The sequence below is a fragment of the Burkholderia sp. KJ006 genome (genome assembly GCF_000262695.1).
In the GTDB taxonomy this organism is placed as follows: Bacteria; Pseudomonadota; Gammaproteobacteria; order Burkholderiales; family Burkholderiaceae; genus Burkholderia; species Burkholderia vietnamiensis.
In genome coordinates, this window is record NC_017921.1 from 1,541,096 (window position 1) to 1,560,789 (window position 19,694).

Genomic DNA, 19,694 nt, shown 5'->3' on the forward strand with positions numbered 1-19,694 from the left:
AGCGAGATGCCGCGTCGCGCTCAATGGAACGTGTGGATCGTCAGGCCGGTCGCCGCGCGCATTTCGTCGTTCGTCACGTCGCGCACGTGCTTGCCGAAGGTCCATACGTGCCGGCCGGGATCGCGCGCGCGATACGTGCGGTCGCCGTAGAACTGATCGGCCGGCGGCTGCAGGATCTCGGCGCCGGCCGCACGCGCGCGCTCGCAGTGCGCGTCGATGTCGGCGTCGTCCGGAAGATGCACGTGGACGTGCTGGGTATTGCGGCCGCCGGTGTCCTCCGGCGACGCGATGCAGTCGGCCCAGGCGCCACCGACCATGACGAGACCGTCGCCGAACGTCATTTCCGCGTGCGCGATGTCGCCGGCCGGCGTCATGACGACGATCGCGCGCTCGAAGCCGAACGCGTGCTCCAGCCAGTCCAGCGCGCCTTTCGGGTCGCGATAGCACAGCGCGCTGCTGAGGGAAGGTCGGCGGGGCGTGACCATCGGAATCTCCGGATCTCGGTATGGGCCTGTGCATTGTCCATGCGCACCGCGCGCCGATCAACTGCTCGCACCGGCGAGCCTGCATGTTGTCGATTTGCGACACGCCGCACACCCAGCCGGCGTCTTGCGGAGCGCATCGGCGACGAAAACGCGTATGGTTCCGCGGCTGCAGCGATTTGTGAACTCCGTGTGACACACTTTTGCGTAACTCGCAACAGTGTCTCCGGACGGCCGTCGCGCGAATCGGGCGCGCGCGCCCCTAAACTTGCGCCGAACTTTGGTCATCCATCCACACGCAGGAGCTGTCAGATGAAGAAAACCCTCGTTGCCGCCGCATGCACGACCGCGCTGTTCGCGCCGCTCGCCCATGCACAAAGCTCGGTCACGCTGTACGGCCTGATCGACGCCGGCATCGCCTATACCAACAACGCGGGCGGCGCATCGCTTTGGCGCATGACGAGCGGCACGATCAACGGCAGCCGCTTCGGCCTGAAGGGCTCCGAAGATCTCGGCGGTGGCCTGAAGGCGCTGTTCGTGCTCGAGAACGGCTTCAACGTGAACAACGGCGCGCTCGGCCAGGACAGCAAGCTGTTCGGCCGGCACGCATACGTGGGCCTGAGCGAAGCCGGCTACGGCACGCTGACGCTCGGCCGCCAGTACGACACGATGGTCGACTTCGTCGCGCCGCTGTCGGCGACGTCCGGCGACTTCGGTGACACGGGCTTCGCGCATCCGTTCGACAACGACAACCTGAACCACTCGGTGCGTATCAACAACGCGGTCAAGTACACGAGCGACACGATCGCCGGGTTCAAGGTCGGCGCGCTGTACGGCTTCTCGAACGCGACGAACTTCGGCAGCAACCGCGCCTACAGCTTCGCGGCGAGCTACACGAACGGCCCGCTGAAGGTCGCCGGCGCGTACCTGCAGATGAACGGCACCAAGGGCTCGACCAGCGCGAGCCCGGGCGCGACCGACGTCGCGGAAGCGAAGAGCCTGAGCCAGGGCGGCTGGTCGGTCGGCGCGGACCGCATGCGTTCGTACGGCGGCGGCCTCAGCTACGTGTTCGGCCCGGCGACCGTCGGCTTCGTCTATACGCGCTCGCAGTATGACAACTCGGGTTCGTTCGGCTCGACCGGCCAGGTCGCGTTCAACAACTACGACTTGAACGTGCGCTATGCGGTGACGCCGGCCGTGAGCCTGGGCGCAGCCTACGTCTACACGGACGCGAGCGTGTCGAATCCGGACAGCAAGCACGGCACCGATCCGAAGTGGCACCAGGTCGACCTGCAGGCCGTCTACAAGCTGTCGCGCCGCACCGACCTGTACGCGGAAGCGATGTATCAGCACGCATCGGGCCGCGGCTACCAGGCGTTCATCAACACGTCGGGCGGCGCATCGACCACCGCCAACCAGATCGTCGGCACGATCGGCATGCGCACGCGCTTCTGAGCGTCGATTCGTCTGATCTGAACGCCGCCCGCAACGATGAACCTGCCCTGACCGGCCGGTTCATCCGACGCGGGCGGCGTTCATTCATGCTGCATCCGAGAATGTTGTTCCATCTGAGAAGCTGCCTGCCTGGAATCGGGGTTTTTGCGCCTGCGTGCGCTGAATAGACTGGCATCCATGGATCGAATCGCATTGCGATCATGCATCGCGATCGTCGAACCGGCCTCACCCCGTGTACAGGAGAATCTCGTGAAATCGCTCGTCGTCACCGCCGCTGCTGCCGTGCTGCTCGTCGCTCCGGCCCTGTCGTTTGCCCAGTCGGCCAAGGCGCCCGTCACGCGCGCGCAGGTGCTTCAGGAGCTCTACGATCTCGAATCGGTCGGCTACAACCCGGCACTCGGCGACGCCGGCAACTACCCGGACGATCTCATGGCCGCCCAGCAGCGCCTCGCGGCCAAGCGGCTCGCCGCGCGCGATGCGGCGCAACGCGCGTACGGCCCGGCCGAAGGCGGCGCGACCGAATCGGGCGTGGCGGCGAAGCCTTCGCTGTAACGCGCATCGAACGACGCCGCGCCCGCACGATACGCATCATGCGGGCGCGGCACGGCGCACGGCTTCTACACGACGCCCCGCAAGCGATGCGAACCGCGCAACCCACACAGGGCAGGCGTTCGCCGCTCGTGCAGTACGCTCAGGCTTCCTGCGGCTCGCTCTCGCGCGCGATCGCCTGCAGCATCTCGACGTCGTGCGCGATCATCCCCGGCACCTGCGCGCGCAGCATCTCGACCCAGGTACGCACCTTCGCGTCGACGAAACGGCGCGACGGATACAGCGCATACACGTTCATCTTCTGCAGGATGTGGCTCGGCAACACGCGCACGAGCGTGCCGTCCTGCAACGCGTCGATCGCCGAATACAGCGGCAGCATGCCGATGCCGAGGCCGTCGCGGATCGCGAGCGCGAGCGACTCGGCCGTGTTGGTTTGCACCGGCCCGGCGACATGGATCTGCTCGACGCCGTCGGCGCCTTCGAGCACCCACTCGTGCGTCGGGAACGCCGGCGTGCAGAGCGTCAGGCACGCGTGCGCGCCGAGATCGGTCGGATGCTCCGGCGCGCCGTGGCGCGTCACGTATTCGGGCGACGCGCACAGGATGCTGAAGGTCGAGCCGAGCAGGTGCGACACGAGTTCCGAATCGGGCAGCGACGACGCGGTCACGACCGCCATGTCGCTCGTGCCGTCGAACAGGTCGGGCATCCGCTGCGACAGCGACAGTTCGATCGACACGTCCGGATACTGCGCGTGATAGCGCGTGAGCGTGGGCATCACGTAGTGATGGCCGACGCTCGCGAAGCTGTGCATGCGCAGCACGCCCGCCGGGCGCTCGTGCGCGCAGCTCGCCTCCTCCTCCGCGCGATCGACGTCGGCGAGAATCTGGCGACAGCGCCGTAAATAGTTTTCGCCGGCCGAGGTCAGCGCAAGGCGGCGGGTCGAGCGATTCATCAGACGAGTGCGCAGCCGCGCTTCGAGCTCGGACACCGCGCGCGACATCGCGCCCGTCGTCGAGTTCAGCGATTGTGCGGCGGCAGTGAAACTGCCTGTCTCGACCACGCGCGTAAACACGCGCATGTTTTGTAGCGTATCCATTCCTGTAAGCCACCTGTAGCAGAGCCGTCATTTTCCTCCAGCGGGTGCGACAGATTGTTGCCACGCCAGCAACTATCGTTTCCCTGCAACTGCGTTAATGCACACGCGCGGCGCTCCTACAATCGGTGCCTCATCAGTCGACTGGTCCTGTTCGGCCGCACGACGGCACCGCACGGACCCCTGCCTTTTCATGAAGCCACAACCTGCGATCGAGCAACCTCCCATCGAACCGCCACGATGGAGCACCTGGCTCGATCCGCTCGGCAAAGCCGCACGCGACTGGGCGACGAGCGACGGGCTGATCTGGCTGCACCTCGCCAAGACCGTGCTCGCCGCGCTGCTCGCGATGGGCATCGCGATGCGGCTCGAGATGTCGCAGCCGCGCACCGCAATGACCACCGTGTTCGTGCTGATGCAGCCGTTGTCGGGGATGGTGTTCGCGAAGAGCTTCTACCGCGTGCTCGGCACGGCGGCCGGCCTGGTGGCCGCGTTGGCGCTCGGCGGCCTGTTCGCGCAGCAGCCCGAGCTGTACATGGCCGGCATCACGCTGTGGATCGGCAGCTGCATCGCGCTCGCGGTGCGCAACCGTCACTTTCGCTGGTACGGCTTCGTGCTCGCCGGCTACACGGCCGCGCTGATCGGCCTGCCCGCGGTGATGACGCCGCAGACGCTGTTCCAGTCGGCGCTCACGCGCGCCGCCGAAGTCGCGCTCGGGATCGCCTGCTCGGGTGCGGTCAGCGCGCTGATCCTGCCGCTCAGTTCCGCGAAGGCGTTGATGCGCTCGCTGGCCGCGCGTCGCGTGAAGTTCGCCTCGTTCGCGGCCAGCGCGCTGTCCGGCGAGCTGGCGCGCGGCGACTTCGAACGGCGCTTCGCCGACTTCGTCGACGAGATCGTCGGCTTCGAGGCGAACCGTGCGTTCGCATCGTTCGAAGACCCGCACATTCGCGCACGCAGCCGCCGGCTCGCGCGGCTGAACAGCGAGTTCATGAACGCCTGCACGCGGCTGCACGCGCTGCACCAGCTCATCAAGCGCCTGCGCGTGAACCAGTCGGACGCCGTGCTCGGTGCGATCGCGCCGCACCTCGACGGCCTCGCGCAGCGGATCGCCGCCTTGCGCGACGAGCGGCAGCGCGGCATCACGACGACGACCGGCGCGCTGCTGGAACTGCGCCGCTTCCACGCGGCGCTGCCGAAGGCCGCACGCGCGTCGCGCCGCGCGATCGAGGATCATGCGGCCGGCGGCCTGCTCGATTTCGATACCGCGATCGAGCTGATGTATCGCTTCATCGGCGAGTATCTCGGCTATGCCGACACCAACGCGTCGCTCGACCGCGACGATCACGCGTTCGAGCGCTCGGTCACGCACTATGCGGTGAAGACGAATTCGTTCTTCGTCGGCTTCGCGTTCCTGCGCACGCTCGTCGCCGTGGGCGCGATGAGCGCGTTCTGGATCGCGTCGGAGTGGCCGAGCGGTTCGCTGGCCGTGATCTCCACGGCCATCGCGTGCGCGTTGAGCTCGACGTCGCCGCGCGCGCCGAAATTCGTCGCACAGATGAGCGTCGGCGCGGCGTTCGCGACGGCCGTGGGCTACGTGTGCCTGTGCTACGTCTATCCGAACATCGACGGCTTTCCGCTGCTGTGCGCGGCGCTCACGCCGGTGCTCGGCCTCGGCGCATTTCTCGCGATGCGACCGGGCCTGTCCGGCTACGGGATCGGCTTTGCGGTGTTCTTCTGTCTGCTGGCCGGGCCGGACAACGCGATTTCGTATACGCCCGAGTTGCTGATCAACAACGGCGTCGCGGTCGTCGTCGCGCTGCTCGCCTGCTCGATCATGTTCGCGGTCGTGTTTCCGACGCACATGCCGTGGCTCACGTCGCGCATCGCGCACGATCTGCGCCGCCAGGTCACGCTCGCCTGCGAAGACACGCGCGAAGGTCTCGCCGCGCGGTTCCAGTCGAGCACGCATGACCTGATGGCGCAGCTGCGCACGCTGCTCGTGAAGCGCACGCGCCAGCATCGGATTGCATTGCGCTGGATGCTGTCGACGCTCGAGGTCGGCCACGCGGTCATCGACCTGCGCGACGAGATGAACGAGTTCTGCGCAACGAAGCCGCCGCAGACGCTGCACTGGACCGCATCGGTCGACGCGGTGCTGCACGAGCTGCCGCGCTTCTTCGACGATCCGACGCCAAGCCACCACGCCCGCACGCTGAAATCGGTGAATCTGGCGATCCGCGCCGCGCAGCATACGCTGCATGCGTGGTACGCGGTGCCCGACGAGCGCCACCGCATGCAGCGCATCATCGGCTGCCTGCACTTCCTCCGCAGCGCGCTGCTGGACAAGGATGCGCCGTTCAATCGTCACTACGGTTGAAGGCGGCGGAAACCGTGTCGGCTGCGACGGCGATCGATGCACACGCAACCTCACCCTTGTTGCGATTGGAAATAAGCTCTACACCCGCAGTGATTAATCTTTAGGCACCGCGAGCCTATAGTTTGGTCACTGCCGGCGACGCCGGTACTGACCCAGGAGAGCCCCAAATGAAGCCGCTGTATCTCGCCGTCGTTGCCCTGTCGCTCACCGCTGCCGTCGCGCACGCCCAGCCCGCCCCGGCCGACGGTGCACAGCAACCGGCGAACCGCGCCGAAACCGTCGAGGCCGCAGGCCGTGTCGATCGTACGCAATCGAAGCAGGAAGATCCGAACGCCTGCGTGGGCCCCGTCAGCTTCTGCAACGTCTACTTCGGCAGCTGAGCATGACGCCGCGTCGTCATGGCCCGGCCCGCCGCGCGCGCATCGTCCGCATTGCCTGCGCGCGGGCCCGACGAGCCGGCCGATCGCTGCAACCGCATTGCCCGTCACGCCGCTTCGATTGAAGCGGCGTGGTCGTTTCAGGCCCGCCGCCCTGGGCGCCACGTCGCCCCGCCTCACCTCGCGCACCGCATCCAGCAGCCGTCCCGCCACACCGTCACCCTGCCGACGCGATGAACCCGCCGTCGGGCGCAGGATGCGGCACGTACCAGCCGAAATACACTTCAGCCTCCACGATCCGGCCGTCGCACACGCGTAATCGCTCCGCGTTCCGGAAGCGCTTGCCGCTCGTCGTGTCGGCTTCATAGACGACGAACACGTACTCGCCGTGCACGGCGACGTCGACGAACCGGAAACCGGCGAGCAGCGCGCTGTTCGGCCAGCAACGGGCCAGATACGCGTCGCGGTCGAGCCGGTTGTCGAGCGGGCTGGTGAAATGGAAATCCGGCGCAATCAGCGCTTCGATCGCGTCGCGGTCCTTGTCGACGTACGCGCGGTAGCTCGCGCGTGCAACCTCACCGGGGTCGTCGGGCATCGTCGTTACCTCCGAAGAAAGCCGGGGCGAACGCAACGGCCGTGCGTCGCCCCGAAAGCATCGGGCAGACATCATGCGGCAGCAAGGCCGCAGGCCCGCGCCGCCGCGATTGCCGGGTCGCGGGCGCGCGGGCATGATGTGGGCCAGCGTGCCGGCTGAACGCGCAGCGGTTGTCGCCGCACGCGACCGGCATCCTGAGCAATCCGCGTGCCGGCGCGGGCCGTCTACGTCACCGAATCCATGTCACTACGCGCATTCAGAACGCTGGTCGCGATCGCCCGATACCGGACCTTCGCACGCGCCGGCGAAGCGATCGGCCTTACGCAATCGGCGGTGAGCCTGCAGATCAAGGCGCTCGAAAGCGAATACAACGTCAGGCTGTTCGACCGGTCGCGCCGTCAGCCGGTGCTGACCGAAGCCGGCAACATTCTGCTCGCGCAGGCCGAACAGGTGCTCGCGCTGGTCGACCGGATTCCCGATGCGCTCAGCGACGAGAAGAAGCTCGTCGGCCGGCTGCGCATCGGCGCGATCCAGACCGCGCTGTCGGGCCCGCTGCCCGATGCGCTGCTGGCGCTGCGCGCCGCGGATCCGTCGCTGCACGTGCACGTGTCGGCCGGCATGTCGGCCGAACTCGCGAACCGCGTCGCCGCCGGCGAGCTCGACGCGGCGATCACGACGCGCCCGGTGCGCCCGCACCCGCCCGCGCTCACGTGGACCACCTTGTACGAAGACCGCTTCTGGCTGCTCGCGCCGCCGCACGCGACGCGCGCACGCTGCTCGACGCGCTGCCGTTCATCCGCTTCGACGCGCAGGCTTGGGCCGGCCGAATGATCGCCGCCGAGCTGCGCCGCATCGGCGTGCGCGTGCGCGAGCAAATGGTGCTCGACAGCGCGGAGACGATCGCACGGATGGTCGCGCGCGGCCTCGGCGCGGCGATCGTCGCGCTGCCCGACGCGACGCTCGCGCGGCTGCCGCCCGTCACGCGCCTGCCGTTCGGCGAGCCGCAGATGGGCCGCGAGGTCGTGCTGCTCGAACATCAATCGCGCCCGGCCGAGCGCTTCGCGCGTGCGCTGGCGGCCGAAGTCACCGCGTCAGCGATGAGAATTTCTCATTGAACGCCCGATAATTAACCATTATTGCTGCTGGATCGGCGTGCTAACTTGGCGGCATCGTCACTCTTTCGATCGCCCGCCGTCATGTCGCCTGCCCGCTGGATTCCCGCGTCGCCGTGCTTCGCCGCCTGCCTGAAGGCGCGCCGATGATCGGCCCCGTCCTGCTCGCGCTCGCGCCGGTCGCGCTGCTCGTCGCATTCGGCCACGGGCTGCGGCGCACGGGCTTCATCGGCGACGCGTTCTGGCCGCAAGCCGAGCGGCTCTGCTATTACGTGCTGCTGCCCGCGCTGTTCGCGCACTGCCTCGCGAATGCGCGGCTGCAAGCCCTGCCGGTCGTGCCGCTCGCCGCGGCGCTGGTCGGGTCGACCGCGGTCGTCGCGGCGCTCGTGCTGCTGGTTCGCCGGTTCGTGCAGGTCGACGGCGCGGGCTTCACGTCGGTGTTCCAGGGCGCGGTGCGCTTCAACAACTATGTCGGCACGGCGCTCGCCGCCGGGCTGTTCGGCGCGCGCGGGATCGCGCTCGCGGCCGTATGCGTCGCCGCCATCGTGCCGACCGTCAACCTGATGTGCGTGCTGGTGTTCGCGCGCTTCGGCGCGACGCGACTCGGCGCATGGGCGCTCGTGCACCGGATCGTGTCGAATCCGCTGGTCGTCGGCTGCGCGCTCGGGATCGCGATGCAGGCGGGCGGGATCGCGTTTCCGCCAGCGATCGAGCCGGCCGTGCGCGCGCTCGGCGCCGCGTCGATGCCGCTCGGCCTGCTGTGCGTGGGCGCTGCGCTGCGGTTCGACGCGGCGCGCGGCTGGATGCAGCCGATGTGTATCGCGTCTGCGTTCAAGTTCATGGCGATGCCGCTTGCGACGCTCGCGGCCGGCCGCCTGTTCGGGCTCGGCGATGCCGCGCTGACGATCGCGCTGCTGTTCCAGGCGCTGCCGACGTCGTCCTCGTCGTACATCATGGCGCGCCAGCTCGGCGGCGATGCACCGCTGATGGCAGGCATCACCGCGTTCCAGACGATTGCGGCCGCATTCGCGATGCCGGTCGTGCTGGCCGCGTTCGGCGCGCTGCCGATGTAGCGCTGAAAGGTCGGCGGGTGGAGGGCGACGGGTTGTCGCCGTTTCGCCGTTTCGCCGTTTCGCCGTTTCGCCGTTTCGCCGTTTCGCCGATTCGCCGTGTCGCCGTGTCGCCGTGTCGCCGTGTCGCCGTGTCGCCGTGTCGCCGTGCAGCCGTGCAGCCGTGCAGCCGTGCCGCCGTGCCGCGATGCTGCCGTATGCGGTGCTGCGGTATCGAGGCGCTACGGAGCCGCGGGCGCCTGCGGTGCTACGGGCTGCGTCGTCTGTCGCACATCGCCGCGTCAGCCGCCGCGCGTTCGCGCGTGCGCCCGACGTCGGCGCGCGCCAACGCTTCCGACCGCGAACGCTCGCACCGCTTCCGCCAATCGCCAATCGCCGCCCGCCCCACCGATGCAGCCGCACGCGCGCCTGCATACCCCCAGCGGCGCCGATGCGCGCCCGCTTCTTCTCGCAGCCGCGCCGAAAACCGCCTATGGTGAATGGAGCGTGTCGGTGCATGCGTCGCGCACGACCGTCCGACCGTCCGACGCCCGCACCGGCGGCGCCGGCGCCGCGTTCCGGCGCCACGCCCCGCAATTGCGCGCACGCCCGGCCGTGTGCGCGATTGTGCCGCCCACCGGACCATCAGGAGGTATCCATGAAAGCCGTGCTGCTCGTCAGTTCCGCCCTGCTCGCCATGGCGTCCGTTTCGGCGTCGGCTCAAGGCTCGATCACCAAAATCGAAAACGGCGCGCTCGTCGCCGCGAACGGCATGACCGTCTACGCGTTCGACAAGGACAAACCGAACGCGGGCACCAGCGCGTGCAGCGGTCAGTGCGAAGCGCTCTGGCCGCCGTACAAGGCCAGCGCGACCGATGTGCCGGTCGGCCCCTATACGATCGTCAAGCGCGACGATGGCAGCCCGCAATGGGCATACAAGGGCAAGCCGCTGTATTTCTTCTCGAAGGACATGAAACAGGGCGACCGCAACGGCGACAACTTCAAGAACGCATGGCACGTGGTCGCGCCGTAGGCGCCGTTCGCGCGCGTTCGCCGCGCCCACACGGGCCGCACGCATGAAAAAGCCCGCGCCGATCGTTGCTCGGCGCGGGCCTGCGTTGCTTCGCACACGCGGCGCCGCGCACCGGGCGCGGCAGCCGCGAACGCGTCAGCGGTTCGACGGGAAGCTGAACACCGTCCCTTCCCGCACGCCGGCCGACGGCCAGCGCTGCGTGATCGTCTTGCGCTTCGTGTAGAACCGCACCGCGTCCGGGCCGTAAGCGTGCAGATCGCCGAACAGCGAGCGCTTCCAGCCGCCGAACGAGTGGTACGCGACCGGCACCGGCAGCGGCACGTTGATGCCGACCATGCCGATCTGGATGTTGTCGCTGAAATAGCGCGCGGCCTCGCCGTCGCGCGTGAACAGGCACGTGCCGTTGCCGTATTCGTGCGCGTCGATCAGCGCCATCGCTTCGTCGAGCGAGTTCAGCCGGATCACGCCGAGCACCGGCCCGAAGATCTCGTGCTGATAGATCGGCATGCCCGGCTTCACGTGGTCGAACAGGCACGGGCCGAGGTAGTAGCCGCCGTCGTGGCCGTCCACTTTCACGCCGCGGCCGTCGACCACCAGCGTCGCGCCGGCGGCCACGCCCGCGTCGACGAAGCCCGTGACCTTGTCGAAGTGCTGCTTCGTGACGAGCGGCCCCATGTCGACGCCCGCGCCGTTGCCGGGGCCGACCTTCATTTTTTCGATCTCGGCCTTGAGCCCGGCGACGATGCGGTCGCCCGTTTCATCGCCGATCGCGACGACGAGCGGAATCGCCATGCAGCGCTCGCCGCACGAACCGTAGGCGGCGCCCATCAGCGCGTTCACCGCGTTGTCGATGTCGGCGTCGGGCATCACGACCGCGAAGTTCTTCGCACCGCCCAGCGCCTGCACGCGCTTGCCGTTCGCGCAGCCGGTCGAGTAGATGTACTCGGCGATCGGCGTCGAGCCGACGAAGCTCACCGCCTTCACGCGCGCGTCGGTGAGGATCGTGTCGACCGCCTCCTTGTCGCCGTTCACGACGTTCAGCACGCCGGGCGGCAGGCCGGCCTCGAGCGCGAGCTCGGCCATGCGCAGCGTCGACGAAGGCGTGCGCTCCGACGGCTTCAGCACGAACGTGTTGCCGCACGCGACGGCCATCGGCCACATCCACAGCGGCACCATCACCGGGAAGTTGAACGGCGTGATGCCGGCGACCACGCCGAGCGCCTGGAACTCGCTCCACGAGTCGATCGCGGGGCCGACGTTCTTGCTGTGCTCGCCCTTCAGCAGCTCGGGCACGTAGCTCGCATATTCGACGTTCTCGATGCCGCGCTGCAGCTCGCCCATCGCATCGGCGAGCACCTTGCCGTGCTCGGCCGTGATCAGCGCGCACAGTTCGTCCGCATGCTCTTCGAGCAGCGTCTTGAAGCGGCTCATCACGCGCGCGCGCTTCAGCGGCGGCGTGTTGCGCCACGCCGGGAACGCGGCCTGCGCGGACGCGATCGCGGCGTCGACGGTCAGCTGGTCGGCAAGCGCGACGCTCTTGTGCGATTCGCCGGTGGCCGGGTCGAACACCGGCTGCACGCGGCTGCCGCCGTCGACGCGCTTGCCGTCGATCAGATGGCCGAGGGTGGAAGTCACATTGCTGTCGTGTTTCATGGATGGCTCTTTCGTCGATTCGTTGGTCGCGGTCACGTCGGTGACCGCGGTGGTCGCGATGACGCGGCGCTCGCTCAGTCGACTTCGTTCAGCGCGTCGGACAGCGCGTTGACGAGGTTGTCGATCTCGCGCTTCTCGGCGATGAACGGCGGCGCGAGCTGGATCGTGTCGCCGCCGTAGCGCACGTAGAAACCCTTCGCCCAGCAACGCATCGCGATCTCGTACGGACGCCGTGCCGGCTCGCCCGGCAGCGCCGCGATCGTCAGGCCGGCCGCGAGCCCGTAGTTGCGGATGTCGGCGATATGGCGCTGCCCCTTCAGCCCGTGCACGGCCGCCTCGAAATGCGGCGCGAGATCGCGCACGCGCGCGACCGCGTCTTCCTTCACGAGCAGGTCGAGCGCCGCCACGCCGGCCGCACACGCGACCGGGTGCGCCGAATAGGTGTAGCCGTGCGGGAACTCGAGCATGTAATCGGGGCCGCCGGCCGCCATGAACGTGTCGTAGATCTCCTTCGTCGCGATCACGCCGCCGAGCGGCTGCGTGCCGTTGGTCACCTGCTTCGCGAAGTTCATGATGTCGGGCGTCACGCCGAACGCATCGGCGCCCGTCATCGCGCCGGAGCGGCCGAAGCCCGTGATGACCTCGTCGAAAATCAGCAGGATGTCGTGCGCGGTGCAGATGTCGCGCAGGCGCTTCAGATAGCCCTTCGGCGGGATGACCACGCCTGCCGAACCGGAGAACGGCTCGACGATCACGGCCGCGATGTTCGACGCGTCGTGCAGCGTGATCAGGTCGAGCAGACGGTCGGCGAGGTCGGCGCCGTTATCCGGCATCCCGCGCGAGAACTTGTTTTCGGCGAGCTGCGTGTGCGGCAGGAAATCGGCGTCGATGCCCTGGCCGAACAGCTTGCGGTTCGCGCCGATCCCGCCGACCGAGATGCCGCCGAAGTTCACGCCGTGATAGCCCTTCTCGCGGCCGATCAGGCGCGTCTTCGTGCCCTTGCCCTTCGCGCGCCAGTAGGCACGGGCCATTTTCAGCGACGTGTCGGCCGCCTCCGAGCCCGAGCCCGTGAAGAACACGTAGTCGAGGCCGGCCGGCGTCAGCTCCTTGATCTTGTTCGCGAGCTCGAACGACTTCGGGTGGCCGAACTGGAACGCCGGCGCGTAGTCGAGCTGCGCGATCTGGCGGCTCACCGCTTCGGTGATTTCCGTGCGGCCGTGACCGAGGCCCGTGCACCACAGGCCCGACAGGCCGTCGAAGATCTTGCGGCCTTCGGCGTCCGTGTAATAGGCGTCCTTGGCGGACACGATCATCCGCGGGTCGGACTTGAACTGACGGTTCGCGGTGAACGGCATCCAGTGCGCGTCGAGCCATGCGGCGTCGGTGCGGAGGTTCGTGTCTTCGTGCTGGCTGGCGGAGATCGTGTCGGTCATGTGGGTCGGCGCGGTGCGCCCCTCGTACGGGTAATGATGTTGCGCATTGTCGGGACGCCGATTAGTCTTTTGAATATCGCAATATCAATGTTCACTTGCGCAACTATGCAAGCAAAGAAACCGAAGAGCCGCGCGCTGCTCGGGCAGCTCAGCGACATGGACCTGCGGCTGCTGCGGGTGTTCAAGGGCGTGGTCCAGTGCGGCGGGATGGCGGCCGCGGAACTCGAGCTGAATATCGGCATCTCGACCATCAGCCGGCACGTGAAGGATCTGGAAACGCGCCTCGGCCTGGTGCTGTGCCGGCGCGGCCGCGCCGGTTTCACGCTGACCGCCGAGGGGCAGACCGTCTACGAGGAGACGCTGCGACTGCTGGCGTCGATGGAGGCGTTTCGCAGCAGGATCGACGGCATTCACGACAAGATGGGCGGAGAACTGCACATCGCCGTATTCGACAAGACGGCCACCAATCCGCAGGCCCGGCTCGGCGACGCGATCCGCCAGTTCGCGGACGAGGCGCCGGACGTGGCGCTGAACCTGCATGTCGCGTCGATCAACGAGGTCGAGCGCGGGATCATCGACGGCAGCTATCAGGTCGGGATCATTCCCGCGCACCGCAATTCGGGCAGCCTCGTCTATGCGGAACTGTTCGACGAGCGGATGCTGCTGTACTGCGGCCGCCAGCATCCGCTCTACGACGCGCCGCACGGCAAACTCACGTGGACCTCGATCCGCAACCATGCGTTCGCGGGGCTCGGCTTTCACTCGCCGAACATGGAGCTGAGCCATCGCGCGAAGCTCACGCGCAGCGCGACCGCCTCCGACCAGGAATCGATCGCGACGCTGATCCTGTCCGGGCGCTATCTCGGCTTCCTGCCCGACCATTACGCGGAGAGCTTCGAAAACAAGGGGCTGATGCAGCCGATCGCGCCGCATCGGTTCAATTACCGCTGCCGCTTCGTGAGCCTGCTGCGGCGCTCGCCGCGGCCGTCGCGGGCGGCTTTGCTGTTCCAGTCGTGCCTCGAGGCCGCGCATGCGGCGGGGCATGCGGGCGAAGGATCGGGGGAGCGGGCGTAGGCGGGGCAATGAGGCGGCCGCGTCGGGCAAAGTAGCCGGGAGGTCGGCGCATGTGTGGAACCGCCGTTGGCGGTCGGCGGTTGCCCCCGTGCCCGGCGCCGACCGCCGCGCCCCCCATCGGCCGCCCGATCCGCCTCTGCGATAATGCGCACTTCCCGTTTCCGCTCCGCCTCACGCCATGACGCAGCCGTCCGCCCCGCTCTCCACCGACCTGCCGCCGATTTCCTGCCTGCCCGGCGATGCGCTGCCGTGGCTGCCGATGAGCGCCGACCTGCCGGGGCTCGCGATCAAGTACCTGCACATCAACGCGGCTGAGGACACGCTCACCGCCCTGCTGAAGATGCCGGCCGGCGGCACGCTGCCGCGTCATCGCCACGACGGCGACGTGTTCGTGCACACGCTGCAGGGCGCATGGCGCTACCGCGAATACGACTGGATCGCGCACGCCGGCTCGACGGTGCTCGAACCGGCCGGGTCGGTCCATACGCCGGAAACGCTCGGCGCGCCCGGCGACGACGTGATCACGCTGAACGTGATGCGCGGCGACCTCGTGCTGCTCGACGACGACGGCCGCGAGACCGCCCGCGAGAATTGCCGCGTCGCGCTGCTGCGCCAGCGCAAGCACGCGCGTACCGCACCGCACGACGCGACGGCGTTCGTCACCCGCTAAGACGGGCAACAGCGGCGCGCCGCGAGGCCGACCGTGCGGACGGCGGACGGCTCCGCTCGTCCGCGTCTGCCACCCGCCCGCCGCCCATCATCGAAAACGCCGAAAGAACCGCCGAATATCGTCGGCCAGCAGGTCCGGTTCTTCCATCGCCGCGAAATGGCCGCCGCTCGGCATGTCGGTCCACTGCACGACCTCGAACACCCGTTCGACCCAGCTGCGCGGCGGCCGGCTGATCTCCTTCGGAAAGCGGGCGAACGCGATCGGCACCGTCACGCGCTGCCCGGCCGCGAAGCGCATCGGCTGCAGCCGGTTCTCCCAATACATCTGCATCGACGAGCCGATGCACGCGCTGAACCAGTAGAGCGAAATGCCGGTCAGCAGCGTGTCGTGCGAAAACCGCCGCGCGACGTCGCCGTCGCAATCGCTCCACGCGCGAAACTTCTCGGCGATCCACGCGGCGAGCCCGGCCGGCGAGTCGTTGAGCGCGGCGGCGAGCGTCTGCGGCCGCGTCATGTGCACATGCGCATAGCCGCCTTCCAGCGCGGCCCATTCGGCGCGCTCCTTGACGAACGCCCGTTGTTCGTCGGTCAGCGGCGCGGCCGCGTCGATCGCAGGCTCGTAACTGCCCGGCAGGTAGTTGAGGTGGATGCCGTCGACCACGTCCGCATGTCGCGCGCCGAGCGCGATCGACACGCCCGCGCCGAGATCGCCGCCCTGCGCGCCGAAGCGGCGATAGCCGAGGCCGGCCATCAATGCGGCCCAGCAGTCGGCGACCTGAAATGCCGCGACGCCGGGCGCCGCCGGCGGCGGCGAGAACAGGAAGCCGGGCAGCGACGGCACGACGACGTCGAACGCGTCGTGCGGGTCGCCGCCGAACGCGGCGGGGTCGCACAGGCGCTCGATCAGCGCGTCGAATTCGAACACCGACCCTGGCCAGCCGTGCGTGATCACGAGCGGATACGGGTTCGGCCCCGCGCCGCGCCGATGGATGAAATGCACGCGCTGCCCGCCGACGTCCGCGACGAACTGCGGCAAGCGGTTCAGCGCCTGCTCGACCGCGCGCCAGTCGAATCGTTCGGCCCAGTACGCGGTCAGGTCGCGCAGCCACGCGCCGTCGACGCCCTGCTGCCAAGGCTCGGCAGGCGTCAGCAGCGGCACGCGCGTGTCGCGCAGGCGCCGGCGCAGGTCGGCGAGCGCATGATCCGGAATCTCGATGTTGAACGGGACGGCGTGCATCGTGTCTCCTCGCGAAGGATATCGACGCGATTCTGCGCGATTTTTATAACGCGCGCAGACGGCGCCGCGACGCGTCAGCCGGCTTCGCCCACGTCTGCGCGCGCGTCGCGCCGGATCGCCTGCGGCGGCACGCCGAAGCCGCGCACGAACGCATCGCGCAGATGCCGCCGGTCGCGAAAACCGTTCTCCTTGGCGATCACGTCGAGCGAATGCCGGCTCTGCTCGATCATCAGCCGGGCGGCCTCGAGCCGCAGCCGCTCGATCGCCTTCGCCGGCGACTGCCCGGTTTCGAGCGTGAACACGCGGCTGAACTGCCGCGGGCTCAGGTGCACGGCGTCGGCCAGCGCCTCGACGGTCAGCGCACGGCCGAGGTTCTGCCGCGCATAGTTGAGCGCGTTCTGGATCCGGTCCGACTTCGGCGCGAGATCGAGCATTTCGGAATGCTGCGACTGCCCGCCCGCGCGGCGCTGCTGCATCACGAGCTTGTGCGCGACCGAGCGCGCGGCCTCTGCGCCCAGATCCTTCTCCACCATCGCGAGCGCGAGATCGAGGCCCGCGGTCATCCCGGCCGACGTCCACACCGGCCCGTCGACGATGTAGATGCGGTCCTCCTCGACCCGAACGTCCGGAAAACGCTTCTGCATGTCGCGGCCGAACGCCCAGTGCGTGGTCGCGCGGCGCTGTGCGAGCAGCCCGGCCTCGGCGAGCACGAACGCGCCCGTGCAGATGCCGGCGATCCGCCGCGCGCGCGGGTTGGCACGGCGCAGGAACGCGACGACCGCGGCCGGCGCGGGCGACGCCAACGGATCGTTGACGCCCGCGACGATCCACGTGTCGACGTCGGTGCGCCGGCCCCGCAACGGTCGCGTAGCGACCCGCAGCCCGAGCGACGAGCGCACCTCGCCGCCGTCGACCGAATAGTTGTCCATCGCGTAGAACGGCTCGCCCGCGGTCAGGTTCGCGTACTCGAACACCGATTGCGCGGCGAGCGCCATGATCTGGAAGCCGTCGCTGAGCAGGAAGCCGATGCGGTGCATGCATATCTCCGGAGGCGGGCGGGCGGGCGGGCGGGCGTCGCGATCGCGATTGACCGGCCCGATGTCCGAAATCATACCCATCTACGTCATTTGTGTCGCGGCGATTCGACGCCAGAATGCAGCCATGCAGTCACCCTTTTCCCCAACACGGAGCGACATCATGACTGAAGCACATCGCGGTACGGCCGTCATCACGGGCGCATCGTCCGGCATCGGCGCAATCTACGCAGACCGCCTCGCGCGCCGCGGCTACGACCTGATCCTGGTCGCACGCAATCGCGACCGGCTGGCCGCGCTCGCCGAGCGCATCACGAACGACACGCGGCGCAGCGTCGAGATCGTCGCCGCGGACCTCAACGATCGCGCGTCGCTCGCCGCCGTCGTGGCGAAGCTGAAGGAGGACGCGAGCATCACGCTGCTCGTCAACAACGCGGGCGTCGGCACGCACGCGGCGCTGCTGGACAGCGACGTCGACGCGATGACGCGGATGATCGACCTGAACGTCACCGCGCTCACGCGGCTGACCTATGCGGCCGTGCCCGGCTTCGTCGCACGCGGGCGCGGCGCGGTGATCAACATCTCGTCGATCGTCGCGTTGTCGCCGGAAACGCTCAACGGCGTGTACGGCGGCACCAAGGCGTTCGTGCTCGCGTTCAGCCAGTCGCTGCATCACGAACTCGCGGAGCGCGGCGTGCAGGTGCAGGCCGTGCTGCCCGGCGCGACCGCGACCGAATTCTGGCAGACCGGCGGCCTGCCGCTCGAGCACTTGCCGAAGGAGATCGTGATGTCGGCGTCCGAGCTCGTCGACGCGGCGCTGGTCGGCTTCGATCGCGGCGAGCTCGTGACGATCCCGTCGCTGCATGCGGCCGACGAATGGGAAGCGTACGACGCCGCGCGTCGCACGATGGCGCCGCATCTGTCGGCGAACGCGCCGGCGGCGCGTTATGTGGTTGCGCGGTAGCGCGGCGGCGCTCGCCCCTAAATCACCCCCGCCGCCCCGCGTCGCCCTTCACCCCCACCAGCAGCGCGACGCCGCTCAGCGCGAGCAGCGCGGCCAGCAGGTACACGGCGAGATCCATGCTGCCGGTGCGGGTGCGGATGATCCCGATCACCCACGGGCTGACGATGCCGCTCGTGATCCCGATGCTGCTGATCAGCGCGATCCCGGCCGCCGCCGCGTTGCCCGACAGGTAGCGGGTCGGCACCGCCCAGAAGATCGGCAGCGCGGCGAAGATCAGCGTCGCCGCGATCGACAGGCATGCGAGCATCGCCGCAAAGCTGTGCAGATGCAGCGTGAGCGCCGCGAGCGCAAGCGCGCCGCCGAGCGTGCAGCACGCGAAGTGCCGGCGGCGCTCGCCGGTGCGGTCCGAGCGGCGCGCGATCAGGATCAGTCCGACGGCGCCGACGGCGTTCGGCACGACCGTGTAGAGGCTCACGGCCACGACGTCGGTCACGCCGAAGTCGCGAATCATCAGCGGCATCCAGAAGTTGAGCGTGAGCGACGCGCAGGTGAGCGAGAAGTAGACGAACGCGAACAGGTAGACGCGCGGATTCGCGAGCGCGGCCGCCACGCTGCGCCGGTCGTGCGCGCCGTGCGCGCGGGCATCGCCGCAGACGGCCGCGACGCGCGCCTTTTCGTCGGGCGTGAGCCACGCGGCGTCCTGCGGGCGATCGACCAGATACGTGAACGCGAAGCAGGCGAGCACGATCGCCGGCGCGCCCTCGATCGCGAACATCCACTGCCAGCCGTGCAGCCCGAGCACGCCGCTCATGTCGCGCATGATCCAGCCCGACAGCAGGCCGCCGAGCACGCCGGCGACCGCGACGCCGGCAAAGAACACGGAGATCGCCGCCGCGCGCCGGTTCGACGGGAACCAGTAGGTCAGATACAGCACGATGCCGGGGAAGAAGCCGGCCTCGAACACGCCGAGCAGGAAGCGCAGCACATAGAAATGCGACGGCTGCGACACGAACATCATGCCGGTCGACGCGAGCCCCCACAGCAGCATGATGCGCATGAAGGTGCGGCGCGCGCCGAAGCGTGCGAGCAGCAGGTTGCTCGGCACCTCGCAGAACACGTAGCCGACGTAGAACACCGCGGCGCCGAGCCCGTACATCGCGTCGCTGAAGCCGAGGTCGTGCTTCATCTGCAGCTGCGCGAAGCCGATGTTGATGCGGTCGAGGAACGACACGACGTAGCAGAGGAACAGGAACGGCACGATGCGCCACGCGATCTTGCGGAACAGCAGCGCATCGCCCGCTGCGGGCGCGCCGGCGGATTCGAAGGCGGGAGCGGAAGCGGAAGCCGAGGCGCTCGCGTGCGCGAGCGTCGCTTCGGCGGGAAGCGGTTGGGGCATGTCTGTCTCCAAACGGGCCGCGCGATGCGAGCGCGCGGCAGTCTCCGAGGGCGTGCGTGCGCCCTGCTTTCTTGTGAGATCGGAACGCGGCGCGCCGATGCGCGCCGTCAGA

The 19,694-nt window shown here is 68.6% G+C and carries 17 protein-coding genes and 1 pseudogene; 10 read left to right on the plus strand and 8 right to left on the minus strand.

Going from position 1 to position 19,694, the window contains the following annotated elements:
• Positions 1-20: 20 nt before the first annotated feature.
• On the minus strand, positions 21-485 hold the full coding sequence (locus MYA_RS20870; RefSeq protein WP_014724932.1) for a VOC family protein: 465 nt from the start codon (positions 483-485) through the stop codon (positions 21-23).
• A 309-nt stretch (positions 486-794) separates the two neighbouring features.
• Between MYA_RS20870 and MYA_RS20875 the strand changes: the two genes are divergently transcribed.
• Entirely contained in the window at positions 795-1,937 is a 1,143-nt protein-coding gene (locus MYA_RS20875) for a porin (protein WP_011882157.1), read from the plus strand.
• A 249-nt stretch (positions 1,938-2,186) separates the two neighbouring features.
• The gene (locus MYA_RS20880) at positions 2,187-2,489 is read left to right on the plus strand and encodes a DUF4148 domain-containing protein (protein WP_041494140.1); all 303 of its coding nucleotides are present in this window, start codon (positions 2,187-2,189) and stop codon (positions 2,487-2,489) included.
• Positions 2,490-2,628: 139 nt separating this feature from the next.
• Here MYA_RS20880 and MYA_RS20885 read toward each other — a convergent pair whose 3' ends face one another.
• Complete coding sequence (locus MYA_RS20885) at positions 2,629-3,582, minus strand: LysR family transcriptional regulator (RefSeq protein WP_011882155.1); 954 nt, start codon at positions 3,580-3,582, stop codon at positions 2,629-2,631.
• Between the two features lie 190 nt (positions 3,583-3,772).
• Here MYA_RS20885 and MYA_RS20890 point away from each other — a divergent pair, with 190 nt between their 5' ends.
• Both MYA_RS20890 and MYA_RS20895 read left to right on the plus strand, forming a co-directional pair.
• Entirely contained in the window at positions 3,773-5,956 is a 2,184-nt protein-coding gene (locus MYA_RS20890) for an FUSC family protein (RefSeq protein WP_011882154.1), read from the plus strand.
• Between the two features lie 167 nt (positions 5,957-6,123).
• On the plus strand, positions 6,124-6,336 hold the full coding sequence (locus MYA_RS20895; protein WP_011882153.1) for a hypothetical protein: 213 nt from the start codon (positions 6,124-6,126) through the stop codon (positions 6,334-6,336).
• A 214-nt stretch (positions 6,337-6,550) separates the two neighbouring features.
• Here MYA_RS20895 and MYA_RS20900 read toward each other — a convergent pair whose 3' ends face one another.
• A complete protein-coding gene (locus tag MYA_RS20900) occupies positions 6,551-6,928 on the minus strand; it encodes a nuclear transport factor 2 family protein (protein ID WP_014724937.1) in 378 nt (125 codons plus the stop codon).
• 240 nt (positions 6,929-7,168) lie between these two features.
• On the opposite strand from MYA_RS20900, the pseudogene MYA_RS20905 reads away from it, so the two are divergent.
• The 3 genes and pseudogenes from MYA_RS20905 (at position 7,169) to MYA_RS20915 (ending at position 10,122) form a co-directional block, all read left to right on the plus strand.
• Positions 7,169-8,043 (plus strand): annotated as a pseudogene (locus MYA_RS20905) (LysR substrate-binding domain-containing protein).
• Between the two features lie 143 nt (positions 8,044-8,186).
• Positions 8,187-9,113: an AEC family transporter gene (locus MYA_RS20910; protein WP_014724938.1), complete on the plus strand. Its 927-nt coding sequence runs from the start codon at positions 8,187-8,189 to the stop codon at positions 9,111-9,113.
• A 634-nt stretch (positions 9,114-9,747) separates the two neighbouring features.
• On the plus strand, positions 9,748-10,122 hold the full coding sequence (locus MYA_RS20915; RefSeq protein ID WP_014724939.1) for a COG4315 family predicted lipoprotein: 375 nt from the start codon (positions 9,748-9,750) through the stop codon (positions 10,120-10,122).
• Positions 10,123-10,257: 135 nt separating this feature from the next.
• Here MYA_RS20915 and MYA_RS20920 read toward each other — a convergent pair whose 3' ends face one another.
• Entirely contained in the window at positions 10,258-11,775 is a 1,518-nt protein-coding gene (locus MYA_RS20920) for a CoA-acylating methylmalonate-semialdehyde dehydrogenase (protein ID WP_034193517.1), read from the minus strand.
• A 74-nt stretch (positions 11,776-11,849) separates the two neighbouring features.
• Positions 11,850-13,208: an aspartate aminotransferase family protein gene (locus MYA_RS20925; RefSeq protein ID WP_011882147.1), complete on the minus strand. Its 1,359-nt coding sequence runs from the start codon at positions 13,206-13,208 to the stop codon at positions 11,850-11,852.
• 105 nt (positions 13,209-13,313) lie between these two features.
• Between MYA_RS20925 and MYA_RS20930 the strand changes: the two genes are divergently transcribed.
• Positions 13,314-14,282: a LysR family transcriptional regulator gene (locus tag MYA_RS20930; RefSeq protein WP_011882146.1), complete on the plus strand. Its 969-nt coding sequence runs from the start codon at positions 13,314-13,316 to the stop codon at positions 14,280-14,282.
• A 178-nt stretch (positions 14,283-14,460) separates the two neighbouring features.
• Complete coding sequence (locus MYA_RS20935; protein WP_014724941.1) at positions 14,461-14,952, plus strand: 2,4'-dihydroxyacetophenone dioxygenase family protein; 492 nt, start codon at positions 14,461-14,463, stop codon at positions 14,950-14,952.
• Between the two features lie 87 nt (positions 14,953-15,039).
• Here the strand turns inward: MYA_RS20935 and MYA_RS20940 are convergent, their stop codons facing one another.
• Both MYA_RS20940 and MYA_RS20945 read right to left on the minus strand, forming a co-directional pair.
• Entirely contained in the window at positions 15,040-16,188 is a 1,149-nt protein-coding gene (locus tag MYA_RS20940; protein WP_014724942.1) for an epoxide hydrolase family protein, read from the minus strand.
• Between the two features lie 74 nt (positions 16,189-16,262).
• On the minus strand, positions 16,263-17,225 hold the full coding sequence (locus MYA_RS20945) for a GlxA family transcriptional regulator (RefSeq protein WP_014724943.1): 963 nt from the start codon (positions 17,223-17,225) through the stop codon (positions 16,263-16,265).
• Positions 17,226-17,385: 160 nt separating this feature from the next.
• Here MYA_RS20945 and MYA_RS20950 point away from each other — a divergent pair, with 160 nt between their 5' ends.
• Complete coding sequence (locus MYA_RS20950; RefSeq protein WP_014724944.1) at positions 17,386-18,186, plus strand: SDR family NAD(P)-dependent oxidoreductase; 801 nt, start codon at positions 17,386-17,388, stop codon at positions 18,184-18,186.
• Positions 18,187-18,208: 22 nt separating this feature from the next.
• Here the strand turns inward: MYA_RS20950 and MYA_RS20955 are convergent, their stop codons facing one another.
• The gene (locus MYA_RS20955; protein WP_014724945.1) at positions 18,209-19,582 is read right to left on the minus strand and encodes an MFS transporter; all 1,374 of its coding nucleotides are present in this window, start codon (positions 19,580-19,582) and stop codon (positions 18,209-18,211) included.
• Positions 19,583-19,694 lie beyond the last annotated feature (112 nt).

Coding starts and splice junctions, on each gene's coding strand:
- MYA_RS20910 (WP_014724938.1), top strand. CDS start 8,187: ATGATCGGCCCCGTCCTGCTCGCGCTCGCGCCGGTCGCGCTGCTCGTC.
- MYA_RS20935 (WP_014724941.1), top strand. CDS start 14,461: ATGACGCAGCCGTCCGCCCCGCTCTCCACCGACCTGCCGCCGATTTCC.
- MYA_RS20870 (WP_014724932.1), bottom strand. CDS start 485: ATGGTCACGCCCCGCCGACCTTCCCTCAGCAGCGCGCTGTGCTATCGC.
- MYA_RS20900 (WP_014724937.1), bottom strand. CDS start 6,928: ATGCCCGACGACCCCGGTGAGGTTGCACGCGCGAGCTACCGCGCGTAC.
- MYA_RS20955 (WP_014724945.1), bottom strand. CDS start 19,582: ATGCCCCAACCGCTTCCCGCCGAAGCGACGCTCGCGCACGCGAGCGCC.
- MYA_RS20875 (WP_011882157.1), top strand. CDS start 795: ATGAAGAAAACCCTCGTTGCCGCCGCATGCACGACCGCGCTGTTCGCG.
- MYA_RS20945 (WP_014724943.1), bottom strand. CDS start 17,225: ATGCACCGCATCGGCTTCCTGCTCAGCGACGGCTTCCAGATCATGGCG.
- MYA_RS20925 (WP_011882147.1), bottom strand. CDS start 13,208: ATGACCGACACGATCTCCGCCAGCCAGCACGAAGACACGAACCTCCGC.
- MYA_RS20940 (WP_014724942.1), bottom strand. CDS start 16,188: ATGCACGCCGTCCCGTTCAACATCGAGATTCCGGATCATGCGCTCGCC.
- MYA_RS20895 (WP_011882153.1), top strand. CDS start 6,124: ATGAAGCCGCTGTATCTCGCCGTCGTTGCCCTGTCGCTCACCGCTGCC.
- MYA_RS20915 (WP_014724939.1), top strand. CDS start 9,748: ATGAAAGCCGTGCTGCTCGTCAGTTCCGCCCTGCTCGCCATGGCGTCC.
- MYA_RS20920 (WP_034193517.1), bottom strand. CDS start 11,775: ATGAAACACGACAGCAATGTGACTTCCACCCTCGGCCATCTGATCGAC.
- MYA_RS20890 (WP_011882154.1), top strand. CDS start 3,773: ATGAAGCCACAACCTGCGATCGAGCAACCTCCCATCGAACCGCCACGA.
- MYA_RS20950 (WP_014724944.1), top strand. CDS start 17,386: ATGACTGAAGCACATCGCGGTACGGCCGTCATCACGGGCGCATCGTCC.
- MYA_RS20885 (WP_011882155.1), bottom strand. CDS start 3,582: ATGGATACGCTACAAAACATGCGCGTGTTTACGCGCGTGGTCGAGACA.
- MYA_RS20930 (WP_011882146.1), top strand. CDS start 13,314: ATGCAAGCAAAGAAACCGAAGAGCCGCGCGCTGCTCGGGCAGCTCAGC.